The organism is Sorangium sp. So ce834, from assembly GCF_051521425.1.
In the GTDB taxonomy this organism is placed as follows: Bacteria; Myxococcota_A; Polyangia; order Polyangiales; family Polyangiaceae; genus Sorangium; species Sorangium cellulosum_D.
The window spans coordinates 11,197,061-11,221,491 of record NZ_CP150351.1 but is presented as its reverse complement, the minus strand read 5'-3'; the positions used below and the strand labels follow the sequence as shown (position 1 = coordinate 11,221,491).

At 70.5% G+C, this 24,431-nt stretch carries 20 protein-coding genes; 8 read left to right on the top strand and 12 right to left on the bottom strand.

Annotated elements, in window-relative coordinates:
* Nucleotides 1–17 precede the first annotated feature (17 nt).
* The 4 genes from ychF to WMF20_RS41245 all read left to right on the top strand — a co-directional run bounded on the left by ychF (nucleotide 18) and on the right by WMF20_RS41245 (nucleotide 3,158).
* Entirely contained in the window at nucleotides 18–1,109 is a 1,092-nt protein-coding gene (ychF, locus tag WMF20_RS41260; protein WP_129579393.1) for a redox-regulated ATPase YchF, read from the top strand.
* A gap of 238 nt (nucleotides 1,110–1,347) precedes the next feature.
* Nucleotides 1,348–1,752: a hypothetical protein gene (locus WMF20_RS41255; RefSeq protein ID WP_437607173.1), complete on the top strand. Its 405-nt coding sequence runs from the start codon at nucleotides 1,348–1,350 to the stop codon at nucleotides 1,750–1,752.
* A gap of 144 nt (nucleotides 1,753–1,896) precedes the next feature.
* Nucleotides 1,897–2,535, top strand: a complete 639-nt coding sequence (locus WMF20_RS41250; protein ID WP_129579391.1) for a hypothetical protein — start codon at nucleotides 1,897–1,899, stop codon at nucleotides 2,533–2,535.
* Nucleotides 2,532–3,158 carry a hypothetical protein gene (locus WMF20_RS41245; RefSeq protein WP_061623024.1) on the top strand — a complete coding sequence of 209 codons (627 nt, stop codon included), beginning with the start codon at nucleotides 2,532–2,534 and terminating at the stop codon, nucleotides 3,156–3,158. The genes WMF20_RS41250 and WMF20_RS41245 overlap by 4 nt, the downstream gene beginning before the upstream one ends.
* 55 nt (nucleotides 3,159–3,213) lie before the next feature.
* Here WMF20_RS41245 and WMF20_RS41240 read toward each other — a convergent pair whose 3' ends face one another.
* Nucleotides 3,214–3,741 (bottom strand): DUF4142 domain-containing protein, encoded by a 528-nt coding sequence (locus tag WMF20_RS41240; protein ID WP_129579390.1) that lies wholly within the window; start codon nucleotides 3,739–3,741, stop codon nucleotides 3,214–3,216.
* Between the two features lie 307 nt (nucleotides 3,742–4,048).
* Between WMF20_RS41240 and WMF20_RS41235 the strand changes: the two genes are divergently transcribed.
* The gene (locus WMF20_RS41235; protein ID WP_129579389.1) at nucleotides 4,049–4,321 is read left to right on the top strand and encodes a hypothetical protein; all 273 of its coding nucleotides are present in this window, start codon (nucleotides 4,049–4,051) and stop codon (nucleotides 4,319–4,321) included.
* Nucleotides 4,322–4,364: 43 nt separating this feature from the next.
* Here the strand turns inward: WMF20_RS41235 and WMF20_RS41230 are convergent, their stop codons facing one another.
* The 7 genes from WMF20_RS41230 to WMF20_RS41200 form a co-directional block, all read right to left on the bottom strand.
* Nucleotides 4,365–4,721, bottom strand: a complete 357-nt coding sequence (locus tag WMF20_RS41230; protein WP_437607172.1) for a 2Fe-2S iron-sulfur cluster-binding protein — start codon at nucleotides 4,719–4,721, stop codon at nucleotides 4,365–4,367.
* A complete protein-coding gene (hscA, locus tag WMF20_RS41225) occupies nucleotides 4,721–6,730 on the bottom strand; it encodes a Fe-S protein assembly chaperone HscA (protein ID WP_437607171.1) in 2,010 nt (669 codons plus the stop codon). The genes WMF20_RS41230 and hscA overlap by 1 nt, the downstream gene beginning before the upstream one ends.
* Nucleotides 6,727–7,263: a Fe-S protein assembly co-chaperone HscB gene (hscB, locus tag WMF20_RS41220; protein ID WP_129579386.1), complete on the bottom strand. Its 537-nt coding sequence runs from the start codon at nucleotides 7,261–7,263 to the stop codon at nucleotides 6,727–6,729. The genes hscA and hscB overlap by 4 nt, the downstream gene beginning before the upstream one ends.
* A 56-nt stretch (nucleotides 7,264–7,319) precedes the next feature.
* A complete protein-coding gene (locus WMF20_RS41215) occupies nucleotides 7,320–7,784 on the bottom strand; it encodes a HesB/IscA family protein (RefSeq protein WP_437607170.1) in 465 nt (154 codons plus the stop codon).
* Between the two features lie 48 nt (nucleotides 7,785–7,832).
* Nucleotides 7,833–8,282, bottom strand: coding sequence for a Fe-S cluster assembly scaffold IscU (gene iscU, locus WMF20_RS41210; protein ID WP_129579384.1), 450 nt, complete (start codon nucleotides 8,280–8,282; stop codon nucleotides 7,833–7,835).
* An 83-nt stretch (nucleotides 8,283–8,365) separates the two neighbouring features.
* Nucleotides 8,366–9,583, bottom strand: coding sequence for an IscS subfamily cysteine desulfurase (locus WMF20_RS41205; protein WP_437617214.1), 1,218 nt, complete (start codon nucleotides 9,581–9,583; stop codon nucleotides 8,366–8,368).
* Between the two features lie 17 nt (nucleotides 9,584–9,600).
* Nucleotides 9,601–10,221, bottom strand: a complete 621-nt coding sequence (locus WMF20_RS41200; RefSeq protein ID WP_237244580.1) for a MerR family transcriptional regulator — start codon at nucleotides 10,219–10,221, stop codon at nucleotides 9,601–9,603.
* A 1,149-nt stretch (nucleotides 10,222–11,370) separates the two neighbouring features.
* Between WMF20_RS41200 and WMF20_RS41195 the strand changes: the two genes are divergently transcribed.
* The gene (locus tag WMF20_RS41195; protein ID WP_437607169.1) at nucleotides 11,371–12,882 is read left to right on the top strand and encodes a glycosyltransferase family 4 protein; all 1,512 of its coding nucleotides are present in this window, start codon (nucleotides 11,371–11,373) and stop codon (nucleotides 12,880–12,882) included.
* A gap of 64 nt (nucleotides 12,883–12,946) precedes the next feature.
* Nucleotides 12,947–13,693, top strand: a complete 747-nt coding sequence (locus WMF20_RS41190) for a class I SAM-dependent methyltransferase (RefSeq protein ID WP_437607168.1) — start codon at nucleotides 12,947–12,949, stop codon at nucleotides 13,691–13,693.
* Between the two features lie 63 nt (nucleotides 13,694–13,756).
* Here WMF20_RS41190 and WMF20_RS41185 read toward each other — a convergent pair whose 3' ends face one another.
* The 4 genes from WMF20_RS41185 to WMF20_RS41170 form a co-directional block, all read right to left on the bottom strand.
* A complete protein-coding gene (locus WMF20_RS41185; RefSeq protein ID WP_437607167.1) occupies nucleotides 13,757–15,292 on the bottom strand; it encodes a heparinase II/III domain-containing protein in 1,536 nt (511 codons plus the stop codon).
* Nucleotides 15,289–16,554 (bottom strand): glycosyltransferase family 4 protein, encoded by a 1,266-nt coding sequence (locus WMF20_RS41180; RefSeq protein WP_437607166.1) that lies wholly within the window; start codon nucleotides 16,552–16,554, stop codon nucleotides 15,289–15,291. The genes WMF20_RS41185 and WMF20_RS41180 overlap by 4 nt, the downstream gene beginning before the upstream one ends.
* A 142-nt stretch (nucleotides 16,555–16,696) precedes the next feature.
* Nucleotides 16,697–18,265 (bottom strand): O-antigen polysaccharide polymerase Wzy, encoded by a 1,569-nt coding sequence (gene wzy, locus WMF20_RS41175; RefSeq protein WP_437607165.1) that lies wholly within the window; start codon nucleotides 18,263–18,265, stop codon nucleotides 16,697–16,699.
* A gap of 13 nt (nucleotides 18,266–18,278) precedes the next feature.
* Nucleotides 18,279–20,567, bottom strand: coding sequence for a GumC family protein (locus WMF20_RS41170; protein ID WP_437607164.1), 2,289 nt, complete (start codon nucleotides 20,565–20,567; stop codon nucleotides 18,279–18,281).
* A gap of 288 nt (nucleotides 20,568–20,855) precedes the next feature.
* On the opposite strand from WMF20_RS41170, the gene WMF20_RS41165 reads away from it, so the two are divergent.
* Nucleotides 20,856–24,320, top strand: a complete 3,465-nt coding sequence (locus WMF20_RS41165; protein ID WP_437607163.1) for an FG-GAP-like repeat-containing protein — start codon at nucleotides 20,856–20,858, stop codon at nucleotides 24,318–24,320.
* Nucleotides 24,321–24,431: the final 111 nt, after the last annotated feature.

The window sequence follows — 24,431 nt, the reverse complement described above, 5'->3', positions numbered from 1 at the left end:
TGCTAGACGTGCGCGCCATGAGCGTCGAGGTCGGCATCGTCGGACTGCCCAACGTGGGCAAGAGCACCCTGTTCAACGCCCTGACGGCCGCGAAGGCCGAGGCGCAGAACTACCCGTTCTGCACGATCGAGCCCAACGTCGGCGCCGTCCCTGTCCCTGACGATCGGCTCGCGACGCTCGCGAAGTACATCAAGAGCGAGAAGATCGTCCCCGCCATGGTGCGGGTGGTCGACATCGCCGGGCTCGTGCGCGGCGCGAGCACGGGCGAGGGGCTCGGGAACAAATTCCTGAGCCATATCCGCGAAGTAGACGCGATCCTCCACGTGGTCCGCTGCTTCACGGTCGCCGACGTCGTGCACGTCGACGGCGGCGTCGATCCGATCCGCGACATCGACACGATCGAGACGGAGCTCATGCTGGCCGACCTCGGCTCGCTCGAGGGGATGCTGGAGCGCACGAAGAAGCAGGCGAAGGGCGACAAGGAGCTCCTGCCGAAGATCGCCCTCATGGAGCGGTGTCTCGAGGCGCTCCAGGCGGGCAAGCCGGTCCGCGGCCTCTCCTTCGACGACGAGCAGCGGAAGGTCGTGAAGACGTTCGGGCTGATCACCTCGAAGAAGGTCCTTTACGTGGCGAACGTCGACGAGTCCGACGTCTCCGGCACGGGCCCGCTCGCGGCGAAGGTGCGCGAGCGCGCCGCCTCCGAGGGCAGCGGCGTCGTGCCGGTGTGCAGCAAGCTCGAGGCCGAGCTGAACGAGCTCGCGCCCGAGGAGCGCGCGGAGATGCTCGAGAGCCTGGGCATGAAGGAGCCGGCGCTCGCGACGCTCGCGCGCGAGGCCTACCGGCTCCTCGGCCTCCAGAGCTACTACACGGCCGGTCCCAAGGAGATCCGCGCCTGGACGATCCCGGTCGGGTGCACGGCGCCGCAGGCCGCGGGGGTCATCCACACCGATTTCGAGAAGGGCTTCATCCGGGCGGAGGTCTACAGCGTGGACGACCTCGTCGAGCACCGGACCGAGGCCGCCATCCGCAGCGCCGGCAAGCTGCGTGTGGAGGGCAAGACGTACGTCTTCCAGGACGGCGACGTCGCGCACTTTCTCTTCAACGTCTGACCTGTCCGTTTCTCGAGCGCGCCCGCTCGCCGCCGCCGGTCCTCCCGAGCGCGCGCTGCGCCCCTGGCTGGCGCAGCGCCCCTGCTGTGCGCGTGCCCCTGCTTCGCGGGCGGCGCGGCATCGCCATTGCTCCTCGGCCGTGTGCGCGGGCGCGGTGTGCCGGCCGCGATCGCCGGCGTTCCGGCCCCGACCGCCGGCGTTCCGGCCGGCCTTGCGCCTCGTGAACGGAGGCAGGGCGGTGCCCAGGGCGAGCGGCGGCGCGTGGTCTGTGCTGGTTCTCCTCACCTCGCCGGCGGGCGCCGCGGCGGGCTGCGTCGTTGCCGCGGCCGACGTCCCGCCCGAGGAAGCGGGCGCTCCGGACCCGGGCGGCGACGCGTCGCTGGCGCCTCCTCCGCCCGCGCCGTGCGCGCTGCCGCACGGGTTTTCGGCGGGCGCGCCGCCCCGCTTCCCCGCGACGCCCGCGCCGCCCCTCGGCCACAGGCCCGCGGCGGCTCCCGGCGACGACGCCTTCGGTCGCTTCGTACGGTCCACCGTCGCGTTCTGCGGTCCCGACGAGCGGCCGTACTTCCTCCGCTACCGCTTCTACCTCACCGGCCCGTTCTCGGGCCGCTGGCGGCGCCCGCCTCTCGCCCAGCCGCTCTGATCCGAGCGCGCCGCGCCGCCGCGCCCCGTGGCCGGCGCCCTCGCCGCGCGCCGCCTCCACGGCGGCAGCGCGGCGTCCGGTTTTTTGACCCCCCGGATCCGCTCGGCTACCTCCTTCGCCTTCACGGGACGAAAGGACGATCATTTGGGCGCACTCAAAGGATCCATCTCATTCTCGAAGTTCTATGTCCGCGGCGACCTCCCCGAGGGGTTCCGCGACAAGTTCGTCGAGCGAATCCGGCTCCGCGCGTTCCGGCCGCTGACGGTCGACGAGGACGCGGAGCAGCGCGCCGGGTGGTGCTCCATCGAGAACCCGCTCGATTGCGAGCTCGATCACGGCAAGATCTTCTTCAACTCGTACCTCAACCTCGGCCTCAGGACCGATCGCTGGCAGGTGCCCGCGGCGCTCTTCAAGGCGCACTTCGCCGAGGCGGAGCGGGAGCACCTCGCCAAGCGCGGCCGCGAGAAGCTCGGGCGGCGCGAGAAGGAGGAGCTCCGGGCGGTCGTGTCGAGGAAGCTCCGCGCGCAGCTCATGCCGGTGATGAAGGTGGTCGACCTCTCCTGGAACCTGGAGGCCGGCGTCGTGCGGTTCTGGAACCAGTCGCCGCGCGCGCACGAGGGGCTCGCGGAGCTCTTCGAGGACACCTTCGAGCTCGATCTCGTGCCCGAGAGCCCCTACACGGCCGCCCGCGAGCTCGGCCTGACGACCGAGCAGCTGGCCGCCTTCGAGGTGCTCAAGCCCACCGTCTTCCACGCCGAATCGACCCTTGGAGGTGCCCTGTGAGCCTCGCCGAGCTGATCGAGCAGCGCCGGTTCGTCGGCCGCGAATTCCTTGTCTGGCTCTGGTTCGAGAGCGAGCTCTTCGAGGGCCGCTTTTCCCTCGACGCCCTCGGCGTCTGCGAGCTCTGGCTCGAGGGGCAGATCACGCTCGTCCAGGAGAAGGAGCAGAGCCGGCTCAAGGGCGCGGCGCCGAGCAGCGCCCCCGAGGCCCACGAGGCGCTGCGCCAGGGCAAGCTCCCGTCGCAGGCGCGCGTCCGCGTCACCCGCGGAGAGCTCGAGTACGCGTTCCTCTTCAACGCCGACGCGTTCGCGCTCGCGGGTGTCAAGATCCCGAGCGTCGTCAAGGACGCCGTGGACGAGCAGTTCTACGAGCGCATGTACCTCATCGAGGAGCTCGAGACGCTCTTCACCGCGCTCTACGGCGAGTTCCTCGCGCTGCGCCTGAGCGCCGCGTGGGAGACCGGCGTTTTGCCGTTCCTCCGCGCCTGGGTGCGGGGCGAGCCGATCGACGCGGCCGCGTACCAGAAGCTCCGGGGCAAGCTCGCGCCGGTCCGCGGCGCGGCGAGGTCGAGGACGACCCCGCCGCCCGCTGCGGCGCCCGAGCGCGCGGCGCGCGTGGTCGCCTGAGCCGGCCCTCGGCCGAGCGCTGGCCGCGCTGCGCGCGGCCGGCGCGCCCGCGCCGCTACTTCCCCTTCACCTTGCCGTGGATCTGCTTCGCCATCGCGAGGTGCTCGCGGAGCTGCGGGAGCGTCGCGGCGGCGAAGCCCTTCACATCGGCGTCCTTCGCATCCTTCGAGGCCTTCTCGAACTCCGCGACGTCGTGCTCGTGGTCGTCGACCATCGCGCTCATGTAGGCCCGGTCGAACTCGGTCCCTGTCTTCTGCGACAGCTTGTCGACCTTCTCGCGGTGGTCCTTGTCGAGCTCCTGCGGCACGAGCACGCCCTTCTGCTGCGCGACCTGCGCGAGCCGCTTGTTCGCCGCGGAGTGGTCGTCGATCATCCGCTGCGCGAAGCGCTTCACCTCCGGGCTCGCGGCGCGCTGCTGCGCGGCCTGCCCGAGCCGCACCTCGAGGAGCCCTCCCTGGCCAGCCTTCTCGACGAACTCCCGGTCAGACTTGCTGAGCTTGACCTCGCCGGCCTGGCCCTGATGCCCTGTCGAGCCCTGCCCCTGCGCAGCCACCGAGGCCGGCAGGATCGCTGTCCCGATCAAGATGGTAAATAGAACAGGCTTGAGCATTGCAGTCCCCTCCTTGTCCCGGCCCCGCCGGGCGGCCGCGTCGAGCGCCGCATGGACCCGGCGCGGCCGGGCTCCACGGCACGGGCACCCCGGTCGAGCCACCCGTGATCTGTCGTGAGATCCCGGCGCTCTGGCAAGGGGCAGCGGGCACGGGGCGGCCCGCCGCGGCCGCACGGCGGCGCGCGCGCTCGGCGTCGGCGTGGCCTTGGGCGCCTCGTCGAAGGGCAAACGACCCCCAAGAACTGGGCCCAGGCTGCTCGCTCATCTACCCTCGGCGCCTGTGGTCGGCGATTTCTTCAAGCGCCTCACGAACGGCATCGTCTTCCTCCTCGCCGCCCTGACCTTCTTCCTCGTCCCCATCGGCAGGAAGACGGCCGCGCAGCACCTCGTCGCCATCGTCTCGACGCCGCCCGCCAGGGAGGCCGCCTCGGCCTTCGCCCACATCGCTCGCCGCATCACCGCCGAGGCGCGCTCCGAGCTGGACAAGCTCCGCAACCCGCCGCCCGCGCCGCGCGAGCCGAAGCCGCCGGCGAAGGCGAGACCGCCGTCGTGACCCCGGCCCTGGCCGGCCCGCGCTGGGCGGGCGTGCGGAGGGCTCAGCCCTTGCGCGGATCCTTCACGTTCGGGTGCTCGTTGTAGAACGCATCGAGGCTCTCCCGGGAGATCTCCGCCTCGATATCGCCGTCCCTCAGGATCTTCGCCTGACAGCCGAGGCGGCTGCTCGACCGCACGTCGAACGCCTTGTCGAGGATGTCCTCCTCGTCCTCCTCGGCCTCGCTGAGGAGCTCGCGCCCCTTCGTGACGTACACGTGGCAGGTGGAGCACGCGCAGACGCCGCCGCACGCGTCGCCCTCGGGGGCGCCCACGGACTTCGACGCCTGGAGGACGGTCGATCCCACCGGGACCTCGACCTCCCACGCGCGACCGTGCGCCAGAAAGCGGACCTTCGCCATCAGCTCCTCCTCGCTTCGACGGCGGCCTGCGCCGCGCTCGCGCCGCCCGCCTCGACCGTCTCGCGGCCCGCGTCGTCCCCGCGGTGCTCGGCCAGGTGCGCGTCCACGCCCTTCGCCGCGGCGACCTTCGCCTCGACGTCCTCGACCTGCTTGCCCGCGATCGCCCTGGCCACGGCGCGGTCCATCCGCCGCCCCGCCCACGCGCGCGTCGCGTCGTCGAGCGCCTCGGTGCGCGCCAGGATCAGCCCCGGCTTCTCCCCGCGGATCGCCGCGTCGAGGGCGCTCAGCGCGCCCTCGATCGCCTCGCGCTCGCCTGGCGCGAGCAGGTCGGCGTCCGCGGAGAGCGCCTTGCGCGTCGCCATCGCCACGCGCTCGCCCTCGACCCGCGCCTCGACCAGCCGCCGCTTGAGCAGGTCCTCCTCGCCGTGGTCCAGCGCCGCGAGGAGCATGTTCTCCACCTCCTCGTCGGTGAGCCCGTAGCTCGGCTTCACCTCGACCTTCTGCTCGACCCCGGTCGTCAGCTCGCGCGCGGTCACGCCGAGCAGCCCGTCGGCGTCCACGCGGAACGTCACCTCGAGCCGCGCCATGCCCGCGGGCATCGGCGGGATCCCCTTCAGCACGAAGCGCGCGAGCGACCTGCAGTCGGCGGCGAGCTCCCGCTCGCCCTGCACGATGTGCAGGTCGAACCCGGTCTGGTTGTCCGCGTAGGTCGTGAAGACCTGCCGCGCCCCGGCCGGGATCGTCGTGTTCCTCGGCAGGATCTTCTCGGCCACGCCGCCCATCGTCTCGATGCCGAGCGACAGCGGCAGCACGTCGAGCAGGAGCACCTCGTCCGCGCGCTCCATCGAGCCGGCCAGGATGTCGGCCTGGATGGCCGCGCCGAGCGCGACGACCTCCTCCGGATCGATGTCCTTGAGCGGCTCCCTGCCGAAGAGCTTCGCCACGTACTCGCGCACGTACGGCACGCGGGTCGCGCCGCCCACGAGGATCACGCCGTCGACGTCCGAGGCCTGGACGCCCGCGTCGCGGAGCGCGCGGCGGCAGGCCGCGCCCGTGCGCTCCACGATCGGCGCGATGAGCGCGTTCAGCTCGTCGCGGGTCACGGTCACGAGCTTCGACGCCGGCTGGCCGTCGCCCGCCTCGCCCGCCTGCACGGGCAGCTCGACCTCGACCCGCTCCGCGTCGGTCAGCGCGTGCTTGATGCTGCGGGCGGTGTCAAGCGCGAGCCGCACCACCTCGGGCGTGCGCCGCGCCGCGCCCATCTCCTGGAGCAGCCGCTCGGCGAGCGCGCGGTCCATATCGTCGCCGCCGAGCGCGCTGTCGCCGCCGGTCGACTTCACCTGGAAGACCCCGTCGTCGAGCAGGAGGACGGTGATGTCGAACGTCCCGCCGCCGAGGTCGTAGACGGCGAACAGGCCGTTTTGCTGCTTGTCGAGCCCGTACGCGAGCGCCGCGGCCGTCGGCTCGTTGAGCAGGCGCAGCACCTCCAGCCCGGCAAGCCGGCCGGCGTCCTTGGTCGCCTGCCGCTGGGCGTCGTCGAAGTAGGCCGGCACCGTGATCACCGCGCCGCCCACGGACCGCAGCTCGCGCTCGGCCGAGGTGCGGAGCTCCCTCAGGATCTCCGCCGACACCTCGACGGGCGTCACGACCCGGTCGCGCACCTTGAAGCGCACGCTCTTCGCGTCCTCGGGGCCCTTCGGCTCCACGAACTCGTACGGCCCGAGCCGCCGCGTCTCCGGGTCGTTCGCGCCGCGGCCCATGAAGCGCTTCACGCTGACGATCGTCTCGCGCGGGTGATTCTGCGCCACCCGCCGCGCGCTGTAGCCCACGATCGCGTTACCGCGCTCGTCGTAGTGCACCACCGACGGCACGAGCCGCTCGCCGTTGCAGTCGTCGATGACCACGGGCCGGCCGTCGCGCACGCGGGCGACGAGCGAGTTGGTCGTCCCGAGATCGATGCCGATCGGGCTGGGCCTTGCCTTGGGGTCGAAAATTTCGAGGAGGGTCATGTCTGATCCGCGAGTTCTTCTTCGATTGCGCTCACTTCGTCGAGGAAGCGCCGGATGTAGCGGAGCTCGCTCAGCATGGCGAGCACGCCCTTCATCCGTTCCGGGTCGTCCCCTGCGGCGGCGAAGGCCGCCTGGATGGCGGCGAGGGTCGCCTGCTCGCGCGCCCGCATCTCGTCGCCGAGTCGCGCGATCCGCGCGCGATCGCGCCGCTTCGACGCCTCGGAGAGCTCCTCGCGCGACTCCATCATCTCCATCAGCAGGGCGGGGGAGGCCTTCTGCTCGCCCTCCTCGCCCCGCGCGATCCCGGCGCGCTGGAGCAGCGCCTCGGCCCGGCGGATCGGATCCCTGAGGACGCGCAGGGCGTCGTTCGCCTCGATCGCGCGCCCCAGCGCGAGCCTCCGCTCGGCCGCGGGGGCGCCCGCGTAGCGATCGGGGTGGAGCGCGCGCGAGAGATCGCGGTGGCGCTGCTCGAGCGCGCGCAGGTCGAGGTCGAACCGAGGCTCGACGCCCAGGATATCGAAGGGATCGGTCATCACGTGCTCTGGGGAGGAGCGCCTCGGCGGCGAGGGCGGGCGCTCCCTGCGGCGGCTCAGGCCACCGTGAACGAGTGCCCGCAGCCGCAGCGCGTCGCCTCGTGCGGGTTCTTGAACTTGAAGCCCTGGTACATGAGCGTCTTCTCCCAGTCGAGCACCGAGCCGCCCAGGTAGAGGATGCTCTTCTTGTCGCAGAGGACGCGCACCGTGGCCTTGCCCGGCTCCGCGAACTCCAGGACGAGATCGCCGGATCGCGGCGGTTTGTCCTCGAACTCGATGACGTAGGAGAACCCGGAGCAGCCGCCGCCGCGGATCCCGACCCGGATGGCGCCCTCGGGCGTGCCGCGCTTGGCGAGCTGGGCGCGAATGGCCTGGACCGCCGCGTCGCTCACCGAGAGCGTCCGCTTCGGCTTGGCCTCGGCCTCTCCCGCGGCCCCGCTGCTCTGCGCGGGCGCGGCGGGCGCGGGGTGGGCCCCGCTGTCCGCGGCTCTGGTCGTGGTCGTCTCCTCGCTGCTCTGCATGGCGCTGCTCCCTCTCCGGTGCTCCGGGCCGCCCCGGAAGCCGGTGTGTTACTCCGCGCTCGCCGTCGCGGTGCCCTCGGCGGCGCCCGCGGGCGCGGCGCCGCCGAGCTCCTTCTTCGCCTTCTGCTTGGCCCGGAAGTCGGCGATCGCGCTCTTGATCGCGTCCTCGGCGAGGACCGAGCAGTGGATCTTCACCGGCGGCAGGTGGAGCTCCTCGGCGATCATGCTGTTCTTGATCGTCTCCGCCTCGTCGATCGTCTTGCCCTTCAGCCACTCGGTGGCGAGCGACGACGACGCGATCGCCGACCCGCAGCCGAACGTCTTGAACTTCGCGTCCTCGATGACGCCGCCCTCGCCGACCTTGATCTGCAAGCGCATGACGTCGCCGCAGGCCGGAGCGCCGACGAGCCCGGTGCCGACGCGCTCGTCATTCTTGTCGAGCGTGCCGACGTTCTGGGGGTTCTCGTAGTGCTCGATGACCTTATTGCTGTATGCCATGGCTCTCTCCTCGACCGTTTCCTTTCGTCTCGAAACCTTGCCTTGACGGGCCGGCGCCCTCTGCGCCGACGCTCATCCGACGCTCAGTGGGCCGCCCACTGCACGGAGTTGAGGTCGATCCCCTCTTTGTGCATCTCGTAGAGCGGCGACATGTCGCGCAGCTTGTTCACCTTGCGGATCACGAGGTCGGCGACGTGATCGACCTCTTCCTCGGTGGTGAAGCGCCCGAGGCCGAAGCGGATGGACGAGTGGGCCAGGTCGTCGCCGATGCCCATGGCGTGCAGGACGTAGGAGGGCTCGAGGCTGGCGCTCGTGCACGCCGAGCCGCTGGAGACGGCCACGTCCTTGATCGCCATCATCATGGCCTCGCCCTCGACGAAGCTGAACGAAACGTTGAGGTTGCCCGGCAGCCGCCGATCGGGCGAGCCGTTCAGCTGGATGGCGTCGAGCTCCTTCCAGAGCCGGGTCCGGAGCCGCTCGCGCAGCGACAGGATGCGCGCCGACTCCGCCTCGCCCTCCTCCATGAGGATCTCGGCGGCCTTGGCGAACCCGACGATGCCGGGCACGTTGAGCGTGCCGGATCGCATGCCGAACTCGTGGCCGCCGCCGTCCATCTGCGCGGTGATCCGGACGCGCGGCTTCGACCTGCGCACGTAGAGGAAGCCGATGCCCTTCGGCCCGTAGATCTTGTGGGCCGTCACCGACGCGAGGTCGACCCCCATCTGCTCGACGTTGAAGGGGATTTTCCCGACGCCCTGCACCGCGTCGCTGTGGAGGAGGATGCCCTTCGACTTCGTGATCTTGCCGATCTCGGCGATGGGCTGGATCGTGCCGACCTCGTTGTTGGCGAGCATGATCGAGACGAGGATCGTCTTGTCGGTGATCGCCTTGGCGACGTCGTCCGGGTCGACCATCCCGTACTTGTCGACCTTGAGGTAGGTGACCTCGTAGCCCTGCTTCTCGAGCCGCTTGCAGGTGTCGAGCACCGCCTTGTGCTCGATGACGCTCGTGATGATGTGGTTGCCTTTGTCCTTGTAGAACTCGGCGACCCCCTTGATGGCGATGTTGTCGCTCTCGGTCGCGCCGGAGGTGAAGACGATCTCCTTCGGGTTCGACGCGCCGATGAACTTGGCGAGCGTCTCGCGAGCGTGGCTGACGGCCTCCTCGGCGGTCCAGCCGAAGACGTGGCTCCGGCTCGCGGCGTTGCCGAACTTGCTGTTGAAGTACGGCAGCATGGCGTCGAGGACACGCGGATCGACCGGCGTCGTCGCGTGGTAGTCCATGTAGATCGGAAGTTGGATGGCCATGGTGTTCTCGCTCAGCGGTGATTCGAGCCCTGGCGGCACTGCCCATTGCCGCCGCGGATCCCGGCGACGAGCTCGGGCTCAGCCTTGCTCTTGTCGTGAAGATTACAGTTCGTGCAGGCGGCGACGAGCTCTGCCGGGTCGCACGTCTCGCAGGTGTCGAGGTAGGCGAGGCTCGCGACGAGCTCGTGTTCGAGGTTCTCGAGGTGCGCGATCTGCTCCCGCACCTCTTCGAGTTTTTGCTGGTAGACGTCCCGGATGCGCGACATGGCGCCGGGGGCCGACGAGGACGACTCCCAGGTCGAGACGATCTGCTGGATCTGGCTCAGCGACAGGCCGAGGTCGTGGAGCTTGCCGATCCACCGGACCCGGGTGAGGGCGGCGTGGTCGTAGAGCCGGTAGCGCCCCTTGGAGCGGGCGTGCGGCCTGAGCAGCCCGACCTCCTCGTAGTGGTGGATGGCCCGCACCGTCTTCCCGGTCGCCTTGGCGATGTCGCCCACCTGCAGGAGGCGCTCGTCTTCCTCAGCCTCGGCGCAGCCCCCGGTCCGGGAGCCGTCCGTTCTGGACGGGCTGGACAGGATGGGCCCGTCGATGCTGTGCTCGTGCGCGACAGGGAGGTGGTGCCGGGTCGTCATGGGTGCGCCAGGTTGAAACCATGACCCTTACGTATGCGTGAGGGTTGCGGACCTTCTAGGGCGCTGGACGGAGGCTGTCAACCGGCTTGTACTGCTACCGACACGGGGCGGCGCCCAGGTTGCCGGCCTGGCGTCCCAGGTTGAGGCGCCCGCGGCAGCGTCCCAGGTTGAGGCCGCCGGCGTCCCGGGTTGAGGCGGCCGCGGCAGCGTCCCAGGTTGAGGCCGCCGGCGTCCCGGGTTGAGGCGGCCGCGGCAGCGTCCCAGGCTGAGGCCGCCGGCGTCCCGGGTTGAGGTCGCCCGCGTTCCAGGTTGAGGTCGCCACCCGCACGTCCCGGGTTGAGGTCGCCCAGGTTGAGGTCGCCCGCGTCCCAGGTTGAGGTCGCAAGGTCGCCCGCGCGGCGTCACGAGGCCCTGCACGAGGCCCTGCACGTCGAGCAGCTCGGCCTCGATCGCGCCCAGCGACGGATCACGGCGAAGCCGCTGGCGCTGCGCGCGCCGGAGCGGCGGGCGGAACTCTCCGTTGCAGGTGGAGCCAGGATGTCACGCTGTGACAGGATCCCCGCAACCGAAGAGACATCCCTGGAAGATACATTCCTGGGGTGATGCAAGGATGCCTATGCCGGCCGGCGTGGCTGAGCTCGGCAATCCCATCCTCGAGCCAACGCCGCCGTGTTTAGGGAGCGCCCGAGCACCGACGTCGCCGGCAGCTCGTTCCCGATCATCGCACCTGGACGAACGGTGAGGTGCATTGTGCTCGCCGCACAGACCGTCGGAATCGAACGATCAGCAAATGAGACTTGCCTATTGGCTGCCGACGAGCCGCGCGACAACAAGGGAATCGACGGACGCCGAGGTTGTATTTTTCCGCTCAGCGACCGCCACGAAATGCCTCATAATGCAACTGTTTACAGTGTGGGTGTAAAATGTATGATCTCTCACCGCGACGGAAGGTTGGCTTACTAGGGCTTTTTCTTACCTGCAGCACACACTTGTGTCCGTAACCTGCTCGACGGGTTGTCTCGGGCGCATGATTGAGGTAGTAGGGGCACATCGACCAAGGCTTTTCTGGCGTTTTATGATGACGAGCTATGAATATCGCGCTCCGCGCTGCACCAAAGGGGGGGCGGACTCCCAAAGGGAAGGAGAGCGATGGTAAGTACGCTCACTGCGGTCATCCTTGCGCTGGTGCTCTCCTGGGCGGCGACGCCGCTCGCGCGCAGGTTTGCGTTCGCTGTGGGGGCGGTCGATGAGCCGACCGCGCGCCGCGTGCACACCCGCCGTATCCCGCGCCTTGGCGGGCTCGCCATCGTTGCAGGCTTTTTGCTGCCGCTTTTCATCCTCGTGGCGCTGCAGACAGACATCGCGCTTCAGTGGTTCTCGCAGCACTCGCTCGTCGTGGGCCTGCTGGCGGGCGGGCTGACGATCGCGGCGGCAGGCGCCTGGGACGACACCAAGGGGATGCGCGCGCGGCACAAGCTGCTCGCGCAGATCCTCGCGGCGTCGATCGCGTGGATCTTCGGGCTCCGCCTCGAGTGTGTGACGCTGCCGTACTTCGGCCACGTCTCCTTCTGGCCGCTGTCCTTTCTCGTGACGATCCCGTGGTTCGTCGCGATCATCAATGCGGTCAACCTGATCGACGGGCTCGACGGGCTCGCCGCGGGCGTGGGCTTCTTCGCGTGCGTCGCCAACTTCATCACCGCATACCTGGGCGGCTACCCGGGCAACCTGGTGATTTGCCTGCTGGCGGCGACGCTGGCGGGCGCGATCGTCGGCTTCCTGTTCCACAACTTCCACCCCGCGACGATCTTCATGGGCGACACCGGGAGCATGTTCCTCGGGTTCATGCTCGCGGCGATCCCGCTCTTCGGCGTGGGCACGCACAAGGGTGGCACCGCGCTCGCGGTCCTCGTGCCGCTGCTCGCGCTGGGCTTGCCGATCTTCGACATGATCTCGGCGATGGTGCGGCGCTTCATCGCTCGCAGGCCGATCTTCTCGGCAGATCGGTCGCACATCCACCACAAGCTCCTCGATAAAGGCCACTCGCACCGCGGCGCGGTGCTGATCCTCTACGGGCTGAGCCTGCTCTTCACCGTGATGGCGCTCGTGGCGTACGTCGGCCGCTCGCACGAGATCGGCTTCGCGCTGGTGGCCTGCAGCGCGGTGCTCTTCATCGTGGTGCGCGCGGCGGGCTCGTTCGCGCTCTTCGGAGCGCGCCCCGCCGCCGCCAAGCGCTCGCGGGAGGCGGTCGTCGAGGCGCTGCGCCGCGCCGTGCCGCGGGCGCTGATCGAGATCGAGACCGCGAGCGGGCCCGAGCGGCTGCGCGTGGTGCTCGAGCGCTTCGCGGCCGAGGCGCGGCTCCTGGCCATGGAGGTGAGCTCCAAGGGCGCGAACGGCAGCGCGCGCGTGAAGCCCTGGGCCTGGACGCGGGACATGGCGACGCCGCTGCAGCTGCGCGAGGCGGTCGCCGCGGTGTTCACCTTCGAGCTCGCGGGCGAGACCGTCGAGCTGCGGTTCCGCTGGGACAGCGAGGAGAGCGCGGTCAATCCGCAGGCGGACATGTTGCTGCAGCTCGTGGCGGACTCGGCGGAGCGGCTGCTGTTGCGCCGGCCGTCGTCGCGCACGCTCGAGCCGCTTCCGCAGGGGCGCCTGTCGGTGGTTTGAGCCCTTCGTCCAGCGGCTTTCGGAGCTCGTATGCCCGCGCCCGTAGGACGACCCAGGAGATACAGTGGAGCTCATTCGTAAAGTCGTCGACTTCAACACAAAGGCGAACGCGCTTTATTACCGGTTCACGGATCGCCCGCACTACTGGAAGGTTTACCAGGGGTTCGTGGACGAGGCGGTCCTCCCAGCGAAGGACGTGATCCACCTCGGCTGCGGGCCGCTGTGGTTCGGCAAGGTGGCGACGGTGCCGCTCGACGGAAAGACCATCTACGCCGTCGATCCGGACGAGGAGGCGCTCGCGAGGAACCCGGCGCCACAGCACATCTGCGCGTTCGGCGAGTCGGTCCCGCTGCCGGACGGTTGCGCCGACGTGATCGCCGCGGACCACCTGCTCGAGCACCTCCAGAACCCTGAGGCGGTGCTGCGCGAGGCGCATCGCCTCTTGCGTCCGGGCGGGCGCTTCGTGTTCACAGCGCCCAACCTCCTCTCGTACTCGGGGCTCGCGACGCACCTGACGCCGCAGTGGTTCCACGATTTCTATGTGGGCCGGCTGCGCAGGTGGAGCGGCAGCAAGAACTCCAAGCCGTACCAGACCTACTTCCGCATGAACACCCTGTGGGCCGTACGCCGCATCGCGAAGCAGGCGGGCTTCCGCGTGGACAAGCTCTATACGGGGGTCGATCATCCGGCCTATACGGTGTTCTTCCCCGGCATCCACCAGACAGCGGTGGCGCTGCACGTGCTGCTGGCGAGGGTCGAGGCGCTCGCGCCGTTCCGCATCACGCTCACGGGGAGCCTCGTCCGGGAGTAGGGGGCGCCTTCGCGCTCGGCCGCGAGCTCGTCGTCGCGGCCGGGCGCTCTCGGGCGGGGCGCGTCACCACCGGACGCGAAACCCGCCGCGAAAGCCGCCCCGGACCTGGAAGCTCGCCGAGAAGACCGCCGCCGCCCGCGGCTGCCGGAAGCAGGGGAACCACACGCCCGAGCTCCGCTCCGGCGTGAGCGCTCTGCCCTCGATCGCGATCGATCGAGCCCGCAAAGCGGCCTCATCGAGCCTGAGCCGGGAGCACCCGCTCGTCTGGCCGCCGAGGATCTCGTCGTGGATCGCGAGCTCCCGCTCGGAGAGCTCGAGCGCCCGTCGATGCACGGGGGCTCCGGGGAGGAACCGGTATCCGTTGTGCTCTGCCTCCACGGCGACATGCGCGCGGGCCTGCTCGATCCGGCGCACCTCGGCGTCGGCTCGGCGGCCGACGCGGAAAGCGCTCCACACCTCGCTCGAGTCGGCGTCACCGAGCTCGATGGTGTTGTGCGCCCGCGTGGCCCGGGTCTCCTCCCGATCGCGATCCGCCTTGTAGCTGGAGACGCCATAATCGACGACGGCGCGCTCGCCCCCGATCCACAGCTCGAACGTGAGCGCGTCGGCGTGCACGTGTCCGGGCTGATAAGACGCCCCGTCCGCCCCGGCGTCGAACGCGAGCCAGGCCCGATCGCCATATCGCAGGATCACCCAGCCGGTCGCGGCGAGACGATGGAGCGAGGGCGCGTCGTCCGGCGCTGCGCCGGGCGCTCGGGCCGGCTCGAAGAGGCCGAGCTCCGCGCCGAGGCCGAGGACGCGATCGAGCTCGGGCGCGGCGTCGAGCGCGGCGTCGTTGAACAGAGGATAGGTGCCGTCCGGAGCGCGGACCGCCGCGGCCCACGAGAGCGCCCTCGCCGCCGTCGTCCGCCAGAGCTCGGGCACCTCGCGCCCGGACGCTTGCGCGAGCTCGATCGCTTCGAGCAACGCGGCCGTCAGCGCGAGGTGGTACGAGGCGGAGAGCTCGAAATGCCCGCCGTCCTCCAGGAACTGCTCCGGCAGCTGCCAGGCGAGGAGCGCCGAGCCGAGCTTCCACCACGCCTCGGCCTCGATCCCCTGGGTCACCGCGCCGCCGCACACGAGCCCGATGGCGTTCTCCACCAGATGATTGCCGAGCAGGTGCAGCTCGAGGCCGAGCGCGATGGCCCGACAAGCGCGCCCGAGCTCGGCCGAGAGCCCAGGACGCCCGAGGCGCGCGGCGACCGCGAGCCGACGGGCGCGCACCGAGGCGGGGAACGGGTGCGACGCGATGGGGTCGTCCCACGCGCTCGGGGCCTCGAGCGTCGGATCGGCCCCGAGCTCGTAGCCATAGGCGCGCTCGTACGCATGCAGCAGCGATCCCTCGGGGATCGCGGCCAGGCGCGCGCCGCCGCGCGCTCGTTCGGCGTCCGCGAGGGCCGCGAAGCGCGCGCGCGGCGGGGCGAAGCCGGGGCGGACGCGCGGAGATCGCGCCGACGTGGGGACCTTGCCGAGCGCGCGCTGACCGAGCGCGAGCGGGCGGGCGAGCACTTGAATCGGGTGGAGCTGCGCCACGGTACGGGCGATCCGCGGGAGGTTCATGCCCTGTTTCTCCCTTGTTCCCCTCGAGATCCCGAACGAAGGAGCACGCGCTCCAGCACCTCGATGTATTCGCGCGCGAGCGCGTCGCGATCGAACGAACGGATGACGTAGGACCGCCCCGCTTCCCCCATGCGGCGCCGCCTGTCGGCGTCGGACGCGAGCTCGACGATGGCCCGCGTCATCGCCGGCACGTCCTCGGGCGGAGCAAAGATGCCGGCGCGCGCCTCCTCGACGATCTCCCGTGCCTCGCCGTCGACCGAGATCACGACCGGGCGCGCCATGGCGAGGATCTCGAAGATCTTCGAGGGGATCACGGTCTCGAACAGCTCGGTCTTGCGCAGGGGAACGAGGCAGATGTCGGCGGTGGCGTACACCTCGGTGATCGCGTCGCGCGGGAGCGCGCCGAGGAACGTCACGTTGGTGAGCCCGAGCTCACGGGCGCGCGCCTCCAGGCTCGCCCGCTCCGCCCCTTCTCCGACGAAGAGGAAGCGAATGTCGTCGCGCGCGAGCAGGCCTTGGGCCACGTCGAGCACCGCGGAGAGGCCGTGCGCCATCCCGTGCGTGCCGACGTACGCCACCACGAGCCGGTCCCCGAGGTCGAGCTTCGCCCGGAGCGGCGTGTCGCGCGGCGACGGCGTGAACCGGCCGAGATCGACGCCGTTGCGGATGACCTCGATCTTGTCGGCGGGCACGCCCCGGGCGACGAGGCGCTCGCGGAAGCTCTGCGTGACGACGACGACCTCGTCGGCCGCCCGGTAGAGCTGCTCCTCGACGACCGTGAGCCCACGCACGACCGGATGCCCTGCCGGGAGCGCGCCCACGGCCACGATGGACTCGGGCCAGAGGTCGCGCACCTCGAAGACGAACGGCAGCCGGCGGAGCGCGGCGAGCCCGTAGCCGGCGACGGCCGTCAAGAAGTGGGGGCTCGTCGCGATGAGCACGTCGCTCGGAGGCAACGCGAGCTGCGCGAGCGTCAGCGCGGAGGCGGCGAACGACCCGTACGCCAGCGAGCGCCGCACCGTGCCCCGGTTCGGGGCGGCGTAGATCCACGTGCGGAGGACCCGCACTCCATGGAAGTCCTCTTCGATGCGGACCCGACCTCGGTACTCGGGCGGGACGACCCCGGTCGGGTGGTTCGGAAGGCCTGTGAGGACGGTGACTTCGTGTCCGTCGCGACGCCACGCTCGGGCGAGCTCCGAGACGCGCGCCGCGGGGGCGCCCGGCTCGGGTGGGAAGTAAGGGGAGACGTAAAGGATGCGCATGATCAGCGTGGCGCTTCAGGCCAGGTCCTCGTTGGGGGTTGGTTCGGCCGTTCTCCTGGCGGAGCCGCTCGTGCCCGCGGCCGCCGCAGCCTCGGACCGAGGCGGAGCGGGCCGCCGGCACCCGGACGGCGACGGGGAGGCCCTACGGGCCCGACGAGGACGGCTGGCCGAGGCGTCTGTGGCGCAGGGGCCGCTCATATCCATGGCGCACTTTAGCCATGGCAGCGAGCTTGCGCCGCACGAGCTTGGCGAACGACGCCGTCACGAGCGCCACGAGGACGCCGATCCCCAGCGTGAGCGTGATTTTGAGCAGGGCGGTGAGCTCGCCCCGGAACTGATTGTACGCGAAGGACGCGAGGCACGCGCCGGTTGCCCGGCCAAGGAGCGACGTCTCGCGCGCGGCTGCCACGACGAGCGGCAGCATGAAGAAGACGCCGCACATCACCGAGATCTGGATGAACGTACCGACGAGGCCGAAGTTCACGTACCCCTCGGCGGCGGCGCTCATCGCGTAGCCGCCGCCGCTGCGCGCAAAGTCCGGATCCTTCCACATCACGTAGCGCTGCGACAGGGCGAGCGGCCGGTCCTGCCAGAGCGGGCTGGGAACAAGGATGAGCACGGCGTTGACCCAGCTCTCGCCCGGGTAGTTCACGAGGGGAGGCTCCTCGTTCACGATGCTTGCGAGGTTGTCGTAGACGCGCTGGAGCTCGACAATATCCAGCACGTTCTCGGTCTGCTCGAGGCGCGCGGCCGCCGACTCGAGCTGCGCGTCGAGCCCGCTGCCCTGCTTGAAGCGGAAGCCGTCGATCGCAATGCCGTAGAAGATGGCGCACACCACGCCGATGGCCAGCCACAGGCGCCGGATCTGGATACCGAAGGCATGCAGCCCGAGCCCGACGGAGGCGACGGCAAAGATGAGAGCGCCTCGCCGCCCCGTCGCCGTATAGATCAGGAAGCTCAGGAGGAACAACGCCCCGGCGACGGACACCAGCGTCGGGACCCGTAGGCGGGCCTTGCGGAGCGACGCGAATCGGAGAAAGAAGTAGACGGCCGCGAGCTGGATCAGGTACCAGCCCGAGATCAGGATTCCCTTGCCGAACCCTTCGAGGTAGGTGTCCGCGTAGCTCAACGTGAAGAACCTCCTCACGCCGATCGAGGCGATCCACGCGAACACGAGCCCGAGCCCGAGCACTCCGACCACCATGTTCCCCCAGTCGTGGTCCAGGATTGCCTTCGGCTTCTGCATCGGCACCAGGCGCTCCAGGTTCGGCGCTTCGGGGGGCCGGCTCAGGGCGGTGCACACGAGCGCGCATCCGGCTGCGCCGGCGTAGGCCACCTCCATGGCCGCCTCGTCGCGGCTCGACAGATGGAGTGTGCTGGACATCAGCAGGCGCAGGACGGGCGTGTAAGCGACGCTGAGGAAGTACGTGACCGGCACGTACGTCTCCGGATCGAGCGGATGGAAGCGGGGACCGCCGGCGCGCGCGAGCGACGGGACGAGCATCAGGATCACGAGGCCGATCGTCCACCCGAGCCCGTCGCCGAGCGACCCCTCAAGGACGGGGCCAAGCGCCGCGAGGGCGGCGACGAGGATCGCCACCCAGAGCCGGACGCGGGGCGCCCTCGCCCGGTCGGGGGCTGCCTTGACGACGCGACGAGCGCCGCGGGTGCGGGGGAGCCCCCGACCGCCGGGGAGCCTCAAGGACAGCAAGGGCCGGCGCTCCTCAATTCGGCAGGGGCGGCGGAGGCGGCTCCGCGGGGCCTCCGGGCGCCGGTTCGGCAGGCGTCTGGTAGTAACCGTCGCTCTTGTAGCCGTAGTAGTGATAGACGCCGTACTCTTTCCGGTTCAGGTCGACGGCGTTCAGCACGACCCCCACGGTCTTGCCCCCGACGTCGTAGAGCGCCCGGATGCCGTGGCGCGCGAAGTCGCGCGTCGTGATGGCCGCTCGCACGACGAGCACGGTGCCGTCGACAAGCGTGGACAGCACGGTGCCGTCGGTCACCGCGACCAGGGGAGGGCTGTCGATGAGCACGCGGTCGAAGCGGCCTTGGAGCTTGCGGAGCAGCGCCTTGAAGCGATCGCTGTGCAGGAGCTCCGCGGGGTTCGGCGGGATGGGGCCCGCGGGGATGACATAGAGGTTCTCCACCTCCGTCCTGAGCGCGCTCTCGTCGTCGATGACCGAGTCGTCGAGCAACGCGCTCGTGACGCCGATCTCCATGCCTTTCCCGAAGATCTGGTGGAGGCGCGGTTTGCGGAGGTCGCAATCGATGAGGACGACCTTCTGCCCCGCCTGCGCCATGGCGACGGCGATGCAGCAGCACGCCGTCGTCTTGCCCTCCGCGGGCCCGGCGCTCGCGACGAGCAGCGTCTTGTAGGGGCGGTCGGGCGCCATGAAGAGCAGGTTGGTCCGGATCGCGCGGGCCGCCTCGGCGATCCCGCTCTTCGGTTGATCGTGGACGACGAGCTCGCGACGGCCCGGCTGGCCAGCGCGCCTGCCGCGGCGGTTCGCCCTGCGGAGCTCGGCCTCCCGCTTGTTCCCTCTGTCGAACGCCGGCAAAAGGCCCAGGAGGGGCAGCCCGAGCTCCCGCTCCACCTCATCCGGCGTCTTCAGGGTGCGATCGAGCAACGCCCGCCCGAGCGCCGCCCCGATCCCGAGGAGCAGCCCGGCGAAGATGCCGACCGCGATGTTGGTCGCGACGCGGGGGCGCAGCGGGTCGATCGGGCGGCTCGGCCGGTCGAGGACGCGGATGTTGTTCACCCGCATCATCCGCTGCAGGTCGCTCTCCTTCGTGCGCTCGAGCACGAGCTGATAGAGCTTCTCGGTGTTGTCCTTCGTCCTGCGGAGGCGGTCGTACTCGATCTTCAGCGAGTTCAGCTCGAAGGCCTGCTTCCTCGCGTTCTCGAGCAGCGCCGCGAGGCCCCCCTCCTGGCGCTTCACGATGGCGAGATCGCGGCTCACCGCTCCCTGAACGTTCTTGACCTCGGCGATGAGCGCGCTCCTGTTGGCGGCGATCCGCTCGTTGGCCGCGCGGACGTCCGGGTGATTCTCGCCCTTGCCGGAGCCGATGAGCGCGTCGCGCTCGCGGACGCACTCCTCTTGCCGCGCCCGCAGCATCTGGAGGACCGGGCTCTGGATGAGCTCGGAGGCGGGGAGGTCGGTCGGGCTGTTCGGGTCGACCTTCGACAGCTCGAGGCTCCGCGCGGAGAACTCCTCCCGTCGCGTGCGCACGGACGTGAGGGCGTCGTTGATCTGCTTCATCTCCTCGCGAAGCAGGTTGGTCTGATCCTCGAAGTCCACGTCGAGGATGTTGTTGCTGAGCTTGTACTCGTGGAGCGAGGTCTCGCTCGCCTCCAGGTCGTTCTTCAGCTTGTCGAGCTGCGTCCTCAGCCAGTCGACGGCCGAGTTCGTCGAGGCGACCGCTTCATCGAGGTTCTGCTCGATGTACACATCCATCAGGGTGGCGAGCACGCGCTGCGCGCGCTCGCGATCCGCATCGTTGTAACGCACGATCGCGAGGCGGCTGTCCTTCACCGGCTCGACCAAGAGCCGCTCGAGCAGCAGGTCCGCGGCCTCCTCCGGGGTCACGGACTTGGGCGCGGGGGCCGCCGCCTCCTTCGGGAGGTTCTCCAGGAAGTAAGTGTCGTTCTGCAGGCTTAGCTGGGCGACGACCGCGAGCGCCACCCGCGTCGAACGGATGATCTTGTACTGGGTCTCGTAATAGTCGCGGTTGTTCCAGTACGACCCAGCGCCCATGTCGACCACCGCGTCGACCCCGCGGCCGAGCGGCCGCGGAGGATTCGGATCGAACAGCACTGTCGCCGTCGACTGATAAATTTTCTTCTGTCCGAGCGTGTAGAAGGTGACGCTGAGGGCGACGAAAATCATCGTCGCGAGCGCGGTGGCCCAGTGCTTGCTGACGATGCGCCAGGCGGCGACGAGATCGAACGAGCGCTCGGCCGAAGCGTCGTTCGGGGACAGGGAAGGCGAGGGGGCTCTGAATTCGTCAGCCATAAGTCGTACGCTCTAGGCGCGTTTCCCAGGGTAGGGGGCCGCGCGGAGGGCTAAGGTGCTCCCCAAGTCCCCAAAATTCAAGCCGGCGTTCCGAATTGGGCGGGAATGTAGTATAACATGCGCACCTCGGGCTGTCCACGGCCCGAGCGCCCGGGCGGCGGCGCGGAGAAGTGCGCGCTGGGAGGACTTTTGCTCGCTGCTGCCGCTCCTCCGGGATGGATTACACTTCGGCCGCGTGCGCAGCGCTACGCTCGCTCGCTGAGGACAAGCAGAATGACACGGTCATCGATGGTCACGCGTGCAGGCGCGATGGCGGCGTGCTCCGCGCTCCTCTTCGCCGGCAGCGACGCGTTTGCAGACTGGCCTTCTGCCCGTCACGACCCGCAGCGCACGGGCGCCACGTCGTCCACGAGCAATATCGCCAAGCCGGCTCCCTACTGGCGATCGTACCTGGGCGGTACGCTCACGTCGAGGAGCATGTTCGCGGGCGACGTGAACCAGGATGGCGAGATCGACCTGCTCTTCGCTTCCGGAGGGCGCGTGACGCTCTCCGATCCGCAGGGCTTCACCCGCTGGAGGACCCCTTCGATGGACTTCCGGGGGCTGCAGGCCGTCGAGGATCTCGACGGGGACGGGCTGCTCGAGGTGGTCGCCGTGACCGGCGCCGGGGCGGCCGTGCTCGACGGAGCGAGCGGGGTCATCCTCTGGATGGAGCACGCCACGGAGCTCGGCGTGCTCGGCGCAGCGCGCCTCGCGGACTTCAACGATGACGGCCACCTCGATCTGTTCCTCGACGAGTGCGGCTGCTGCGCGGTGAAGACCGACAGCCCGGGCGTCATCTACAGCTTCGCGCGTGGGTTCAGCGCCGTGGAGACGCTGCCCCCGCCGCCGCGACGCGTGCACTGCAACGCCGCCATCGATACGGTCGGCGACTGGGACGGGAACGGAACAGCCGATCTCCTCGTGTCCTCTCACGACCGGCTGTTCTTCGTCTCCGGGTCTGGGGACGTCTTCGCGGAGTCCGGGCTCGTCGGAATGCACCTCGGGGGCGCGATGTGCGAGGCCGTGACGCTGGGCGACCCCCCGGGCCGCCAGCAAGCGCTCTGCTTTCAGAATCGGGTGTTCGGCGCGCAGGGGGCGCGCGAGGTCTCCCTGCTCGCGTACAGACCGGGCGAGAGCCCGTCGCTGGCCGTCGCGTGGCGAAAGACGCTCAGCCCCAACGACGGCGGCGACGCCCGGGCGCCGACGCGCCTCGCCTGGGATCTCGACGGCGACGGCGCGCTCGAGGTGCTGGCGAGCGGCAAGATGGGCGAGACGTGGACGTCCTTCGTGCTCGACGCGGCCACCGGCGCCGAGCTCGCCGTCATCCCCGACGAGATCGTGCAGGGAGCGGTCCCGGGAGAGGCCGGCGCCGAGCAGTGGATCCTCACCTCGCGCGACGAGCGCGTGTCGGCGTTCCGGTTCAGCCGCGCGGCAGGGCAGCGGGTCGAGCGGCTCTGGTCGCTCGACGGGGAGCTGGTCCGCACGCGGTACGACTGGGAGCGAGCGCAGCACACAGGGCTCAGCCAGTCGCTGATCATGCCGGATCTCGACGGCGACGGGCGCGGCGAGCTCGTGCTCGAGTCGACCTCGGCGCCGGTGGCGGTCACCGCGTACGCGACGCGCGCAGGCGGGGCCTCGCCGGCCGCGGCCTACCGGGTCGACCTCGGCGTCGGCGTCGCGGCGCTCGACGCGCCGGCGGCGACGTCTCCGGCGTCGCCGCGGCTCATGGTCTCCCGCGAGGACGGCTTCCTCACGCTGCTCGACGCCTCGCTCGCGCCGACGAACCTCCTTCACGAGGGGCGCGAGGTCGTGCCGGGGCTGCGCGTCGGCGGCTACCTCGCCGGCCCCGGCGCGTACGTGAACTTCGGCCGCGCTCCGATCGCGGCGAAGCTGTCGCCGGGGGACACGGCCGACAGCGTGGTCGTCGTCGACAGCCGGGGCGATCTCCTCCGGATCGCGTCCGAGGACGCGAGCAACGTCGCGCCGGCCAAGCCGGCCTGGCGCGTCGTCGACGCGTTCGGCGCCTCGATCTGGCCCGCCGATGACAGCTCGCCAGCCACCCTCGCGTGCTTCCGGCGGCGCCACCCGCTCGTCGATCCGCCGAGGTACGCCGTCGTGGCGCTCGACGCGAACGGCAGGCAGACGAGCGAGACCGCGGTGCAGAAGCCGCCCGCGTGGGACGTGCTGCACGGAGACCTCGACGGCGACGGGGCGCCCGAGCTCGTGGCGCTCACGGTCGACGCCGCCTACCGCACCGAGATCCTCGCGCTCGATCGGAGCGGCGGGGTGCGTTGGAAGGATGACTTCAGCGCCTCGGCCGGGACGCAGGCCGTCGCGATCGCCGACTGGAACGGAGACGGGGGGGAGGACGTGGTCGTGGCGATCAACTCCGCCCGGGTGCTGTCGGGCCGGGACGGCCGCGCCCTCCGCGAGAGCACGGAGCGGTTTCCCTACTTCATGCCGATCCTCGCCGACGTGTCGGGAGACGAGCAGCTCGAGATGACGCTGCAAGGAGGATATAACCCCGAGCGAACGCTGCCGCACGATCTGAGCTCCGCGCTCTGGAAGGGCCCCGCGAACAGCCGGCCGTACCCGCACGGCGCGATCGCGAGGTGCGGGGGGAGGTCGCTCCTCGTCGAGGGGTCGTACTTGCACCCGGCGCGCCTCACGTTCACCAAGCTCGACGGCCCCGGCGCTGGCCAGTCGAGCTCCGTCGTGCTCGCCGGCGATACCCTGTTCCCCGACGAGCAGGCCGCGGAGCAGGCGGGCGCGGTCATGGGCCAGCTCAGCGACGCCGCGATCTCGCAGAACCTCACCGGGCTCCCGTCCGCAGGTCCCGCCGTCGTGATCGGCTCCACGAACGGCTTCCTCTACGCGGTCGACGCGTGCTCGGAGCGCCTCCTGTGGTCGTACGCCTTCGGCGAGCCGGTCGGCTCGCCGATCCTCGCGGACACCGACGGTGACGGCCACGACGACATCGTCGTGAGCGTCGCGGACGGCTACCTCTACAACCTGCGGCACGAGATCCTGCCCGCGCCCGAGTTCGTTTGGGAGATCGACCCGAGCGTGAGCGGCTCTAGCGAGGACGTCGACGAGATCGAGACCCGAGACACCCTCCACGTGAAGTGGTCGAAGGTCCCGACGGCCACGTCCTACCAGGTGGCGATTGTGGGCGGCCAGGGGAACTACGTGAGCTCGCCGCCATGGCGGGACGTCGGTGACGTCTCCGAGGCGTCCATCGACGGATTGCCGCTCCTCGACGGGGCGAAGTACTACGTCGGCGTCCGCGCGGTCTCCGCCGCCGGGCTCTCCCCGGACCGCGGCTCGGACGGGGTGATCGTGCGCATGCCGCAGGGCGAAGGGGGCGCCGGTGGTGGAGGCGGCGCCGGCGGGTCTGGGGCCGGCGGGGCCGGCGGGGCCGGCGCGGGCGGCGCGGGTGCCGGTGGGGCCGGCGCAGGCGGCGCGGGGGCCGGCGGCGCTGGAGGGTCCGGGGCCAGCGCGGGCGGCGCCGACGGCGCGCTGCCGGTGGACACGCTCCTCTATGGCCGGGGCTGCGCCTGCTCCGATGCGCCCGGGCAGCCCGGCGCCTCGTGGACGGCCGGCCTCGGCGGCGTCGCGCTCGCGCTCATCGCCCTCGCCAGGGCCCGCGCCACGGCGGCCGTTCCGGCGCGCCGCTGCGCTGCGCGCCGCGGAAGCGCCGCGCGATCCTGAGCGGTTTTCGCCCGTCTCTGGTACATGCGTTACAGAGCGTCGGTCACACGCACAGGAGACGGGTCCAGCTCGGCGTTTTCGGCGCGGAAGCGCACTCCAGTGCGCTGAGCA

Excerpts from the sequence above, each read along its gene's own strand:
- WMF20_RS41165 (WP_437607163.1), top strand. The coding sequence starts at position 20,856 with ATGGTCACGCGTGCAGGCGCGATGGCGGCGTGCTCCGCGCTCCTCTTC.
- WMF20_RS41195 (WP_437607169.1), top strand. The coding sequence starts at position 11,371 with ATGGTAAGTACGCTCACTGCGGTCATCCTTGCGCTGGTGCTCTCCTGG.
- WMF20_RS41185 (WP_437607167.1), bottom strand. The coding sequence starts at position 15,292 with ATGAACCTCCCGCGGATCGCCCGTACCGTGGCGCAGCTCCACCCGATT.
- WMF20_RS41170 (WP_437607164.1), bottom strand. The coding sequence starts at position 20,567 with ATGGCTGACGAATTCAGAGCCCCCTCGCCTTCCCTGTCCCCGAACGAC.
- WMF20_RS41200 (WP_237244580.1), bottom strand. The coding sequence starts at position 10,221 with ATGACGACCCGGCACCACCTCCCTGTCGCGCACGAGCACAGCATCGAC.
- iscU (WP_129579384.1), bottom strand. The coding sequence starts at position 8,282 with ATGGCATACAGCAATAAGGTCATCGAGCACTACGAGAACCCCCAGAAC.
- WMF20_RS41215 (WP_437607170.1), bottom strand. The coding sequence starts at position 7,784 with ATGCAGAGCAGCGAGGAGACGACCACGACCAGAGCCGCGGACAGCGGG.
- hscA (WP_437607171.1), bottom strand. The coding sequence starts at position 6,730 with ATGACCCTCCTCGAAATTTTCGACCCCAAGGCAAGGCCCAGCCCGATC.
- hscB (WP_129579386.1), bottom strand. The coding sequence starts at position 7,263 with ATGACCGATCCCTTCGATATCCTGGGCGTCGAGCCTCGGTTCGACCTC.
- WMF20_RS41230 (WP_437607172.1), bottom strand. The coding sequence starts at position 4,721 with ATGGCGAAGGTCCGCTTTCTGGCGCACGGTCGCGCGTGGGAGGTCGAG.
- WMF20_RS41180 (WP_437607166.1), bottom strand. The coding sequence starts at position 16,554 with ATGCGCATCCTTTACGTCTCCCCTTACTTCCCACCCGAGCCGGGCGCC.
- ychF (WP_129579393.1), top strand. The coding sequence starts at position 18 with ATGAGCGTCGAGGTCGGCATCGTCGGACTGCCCAACGTGGGCAAGAGC.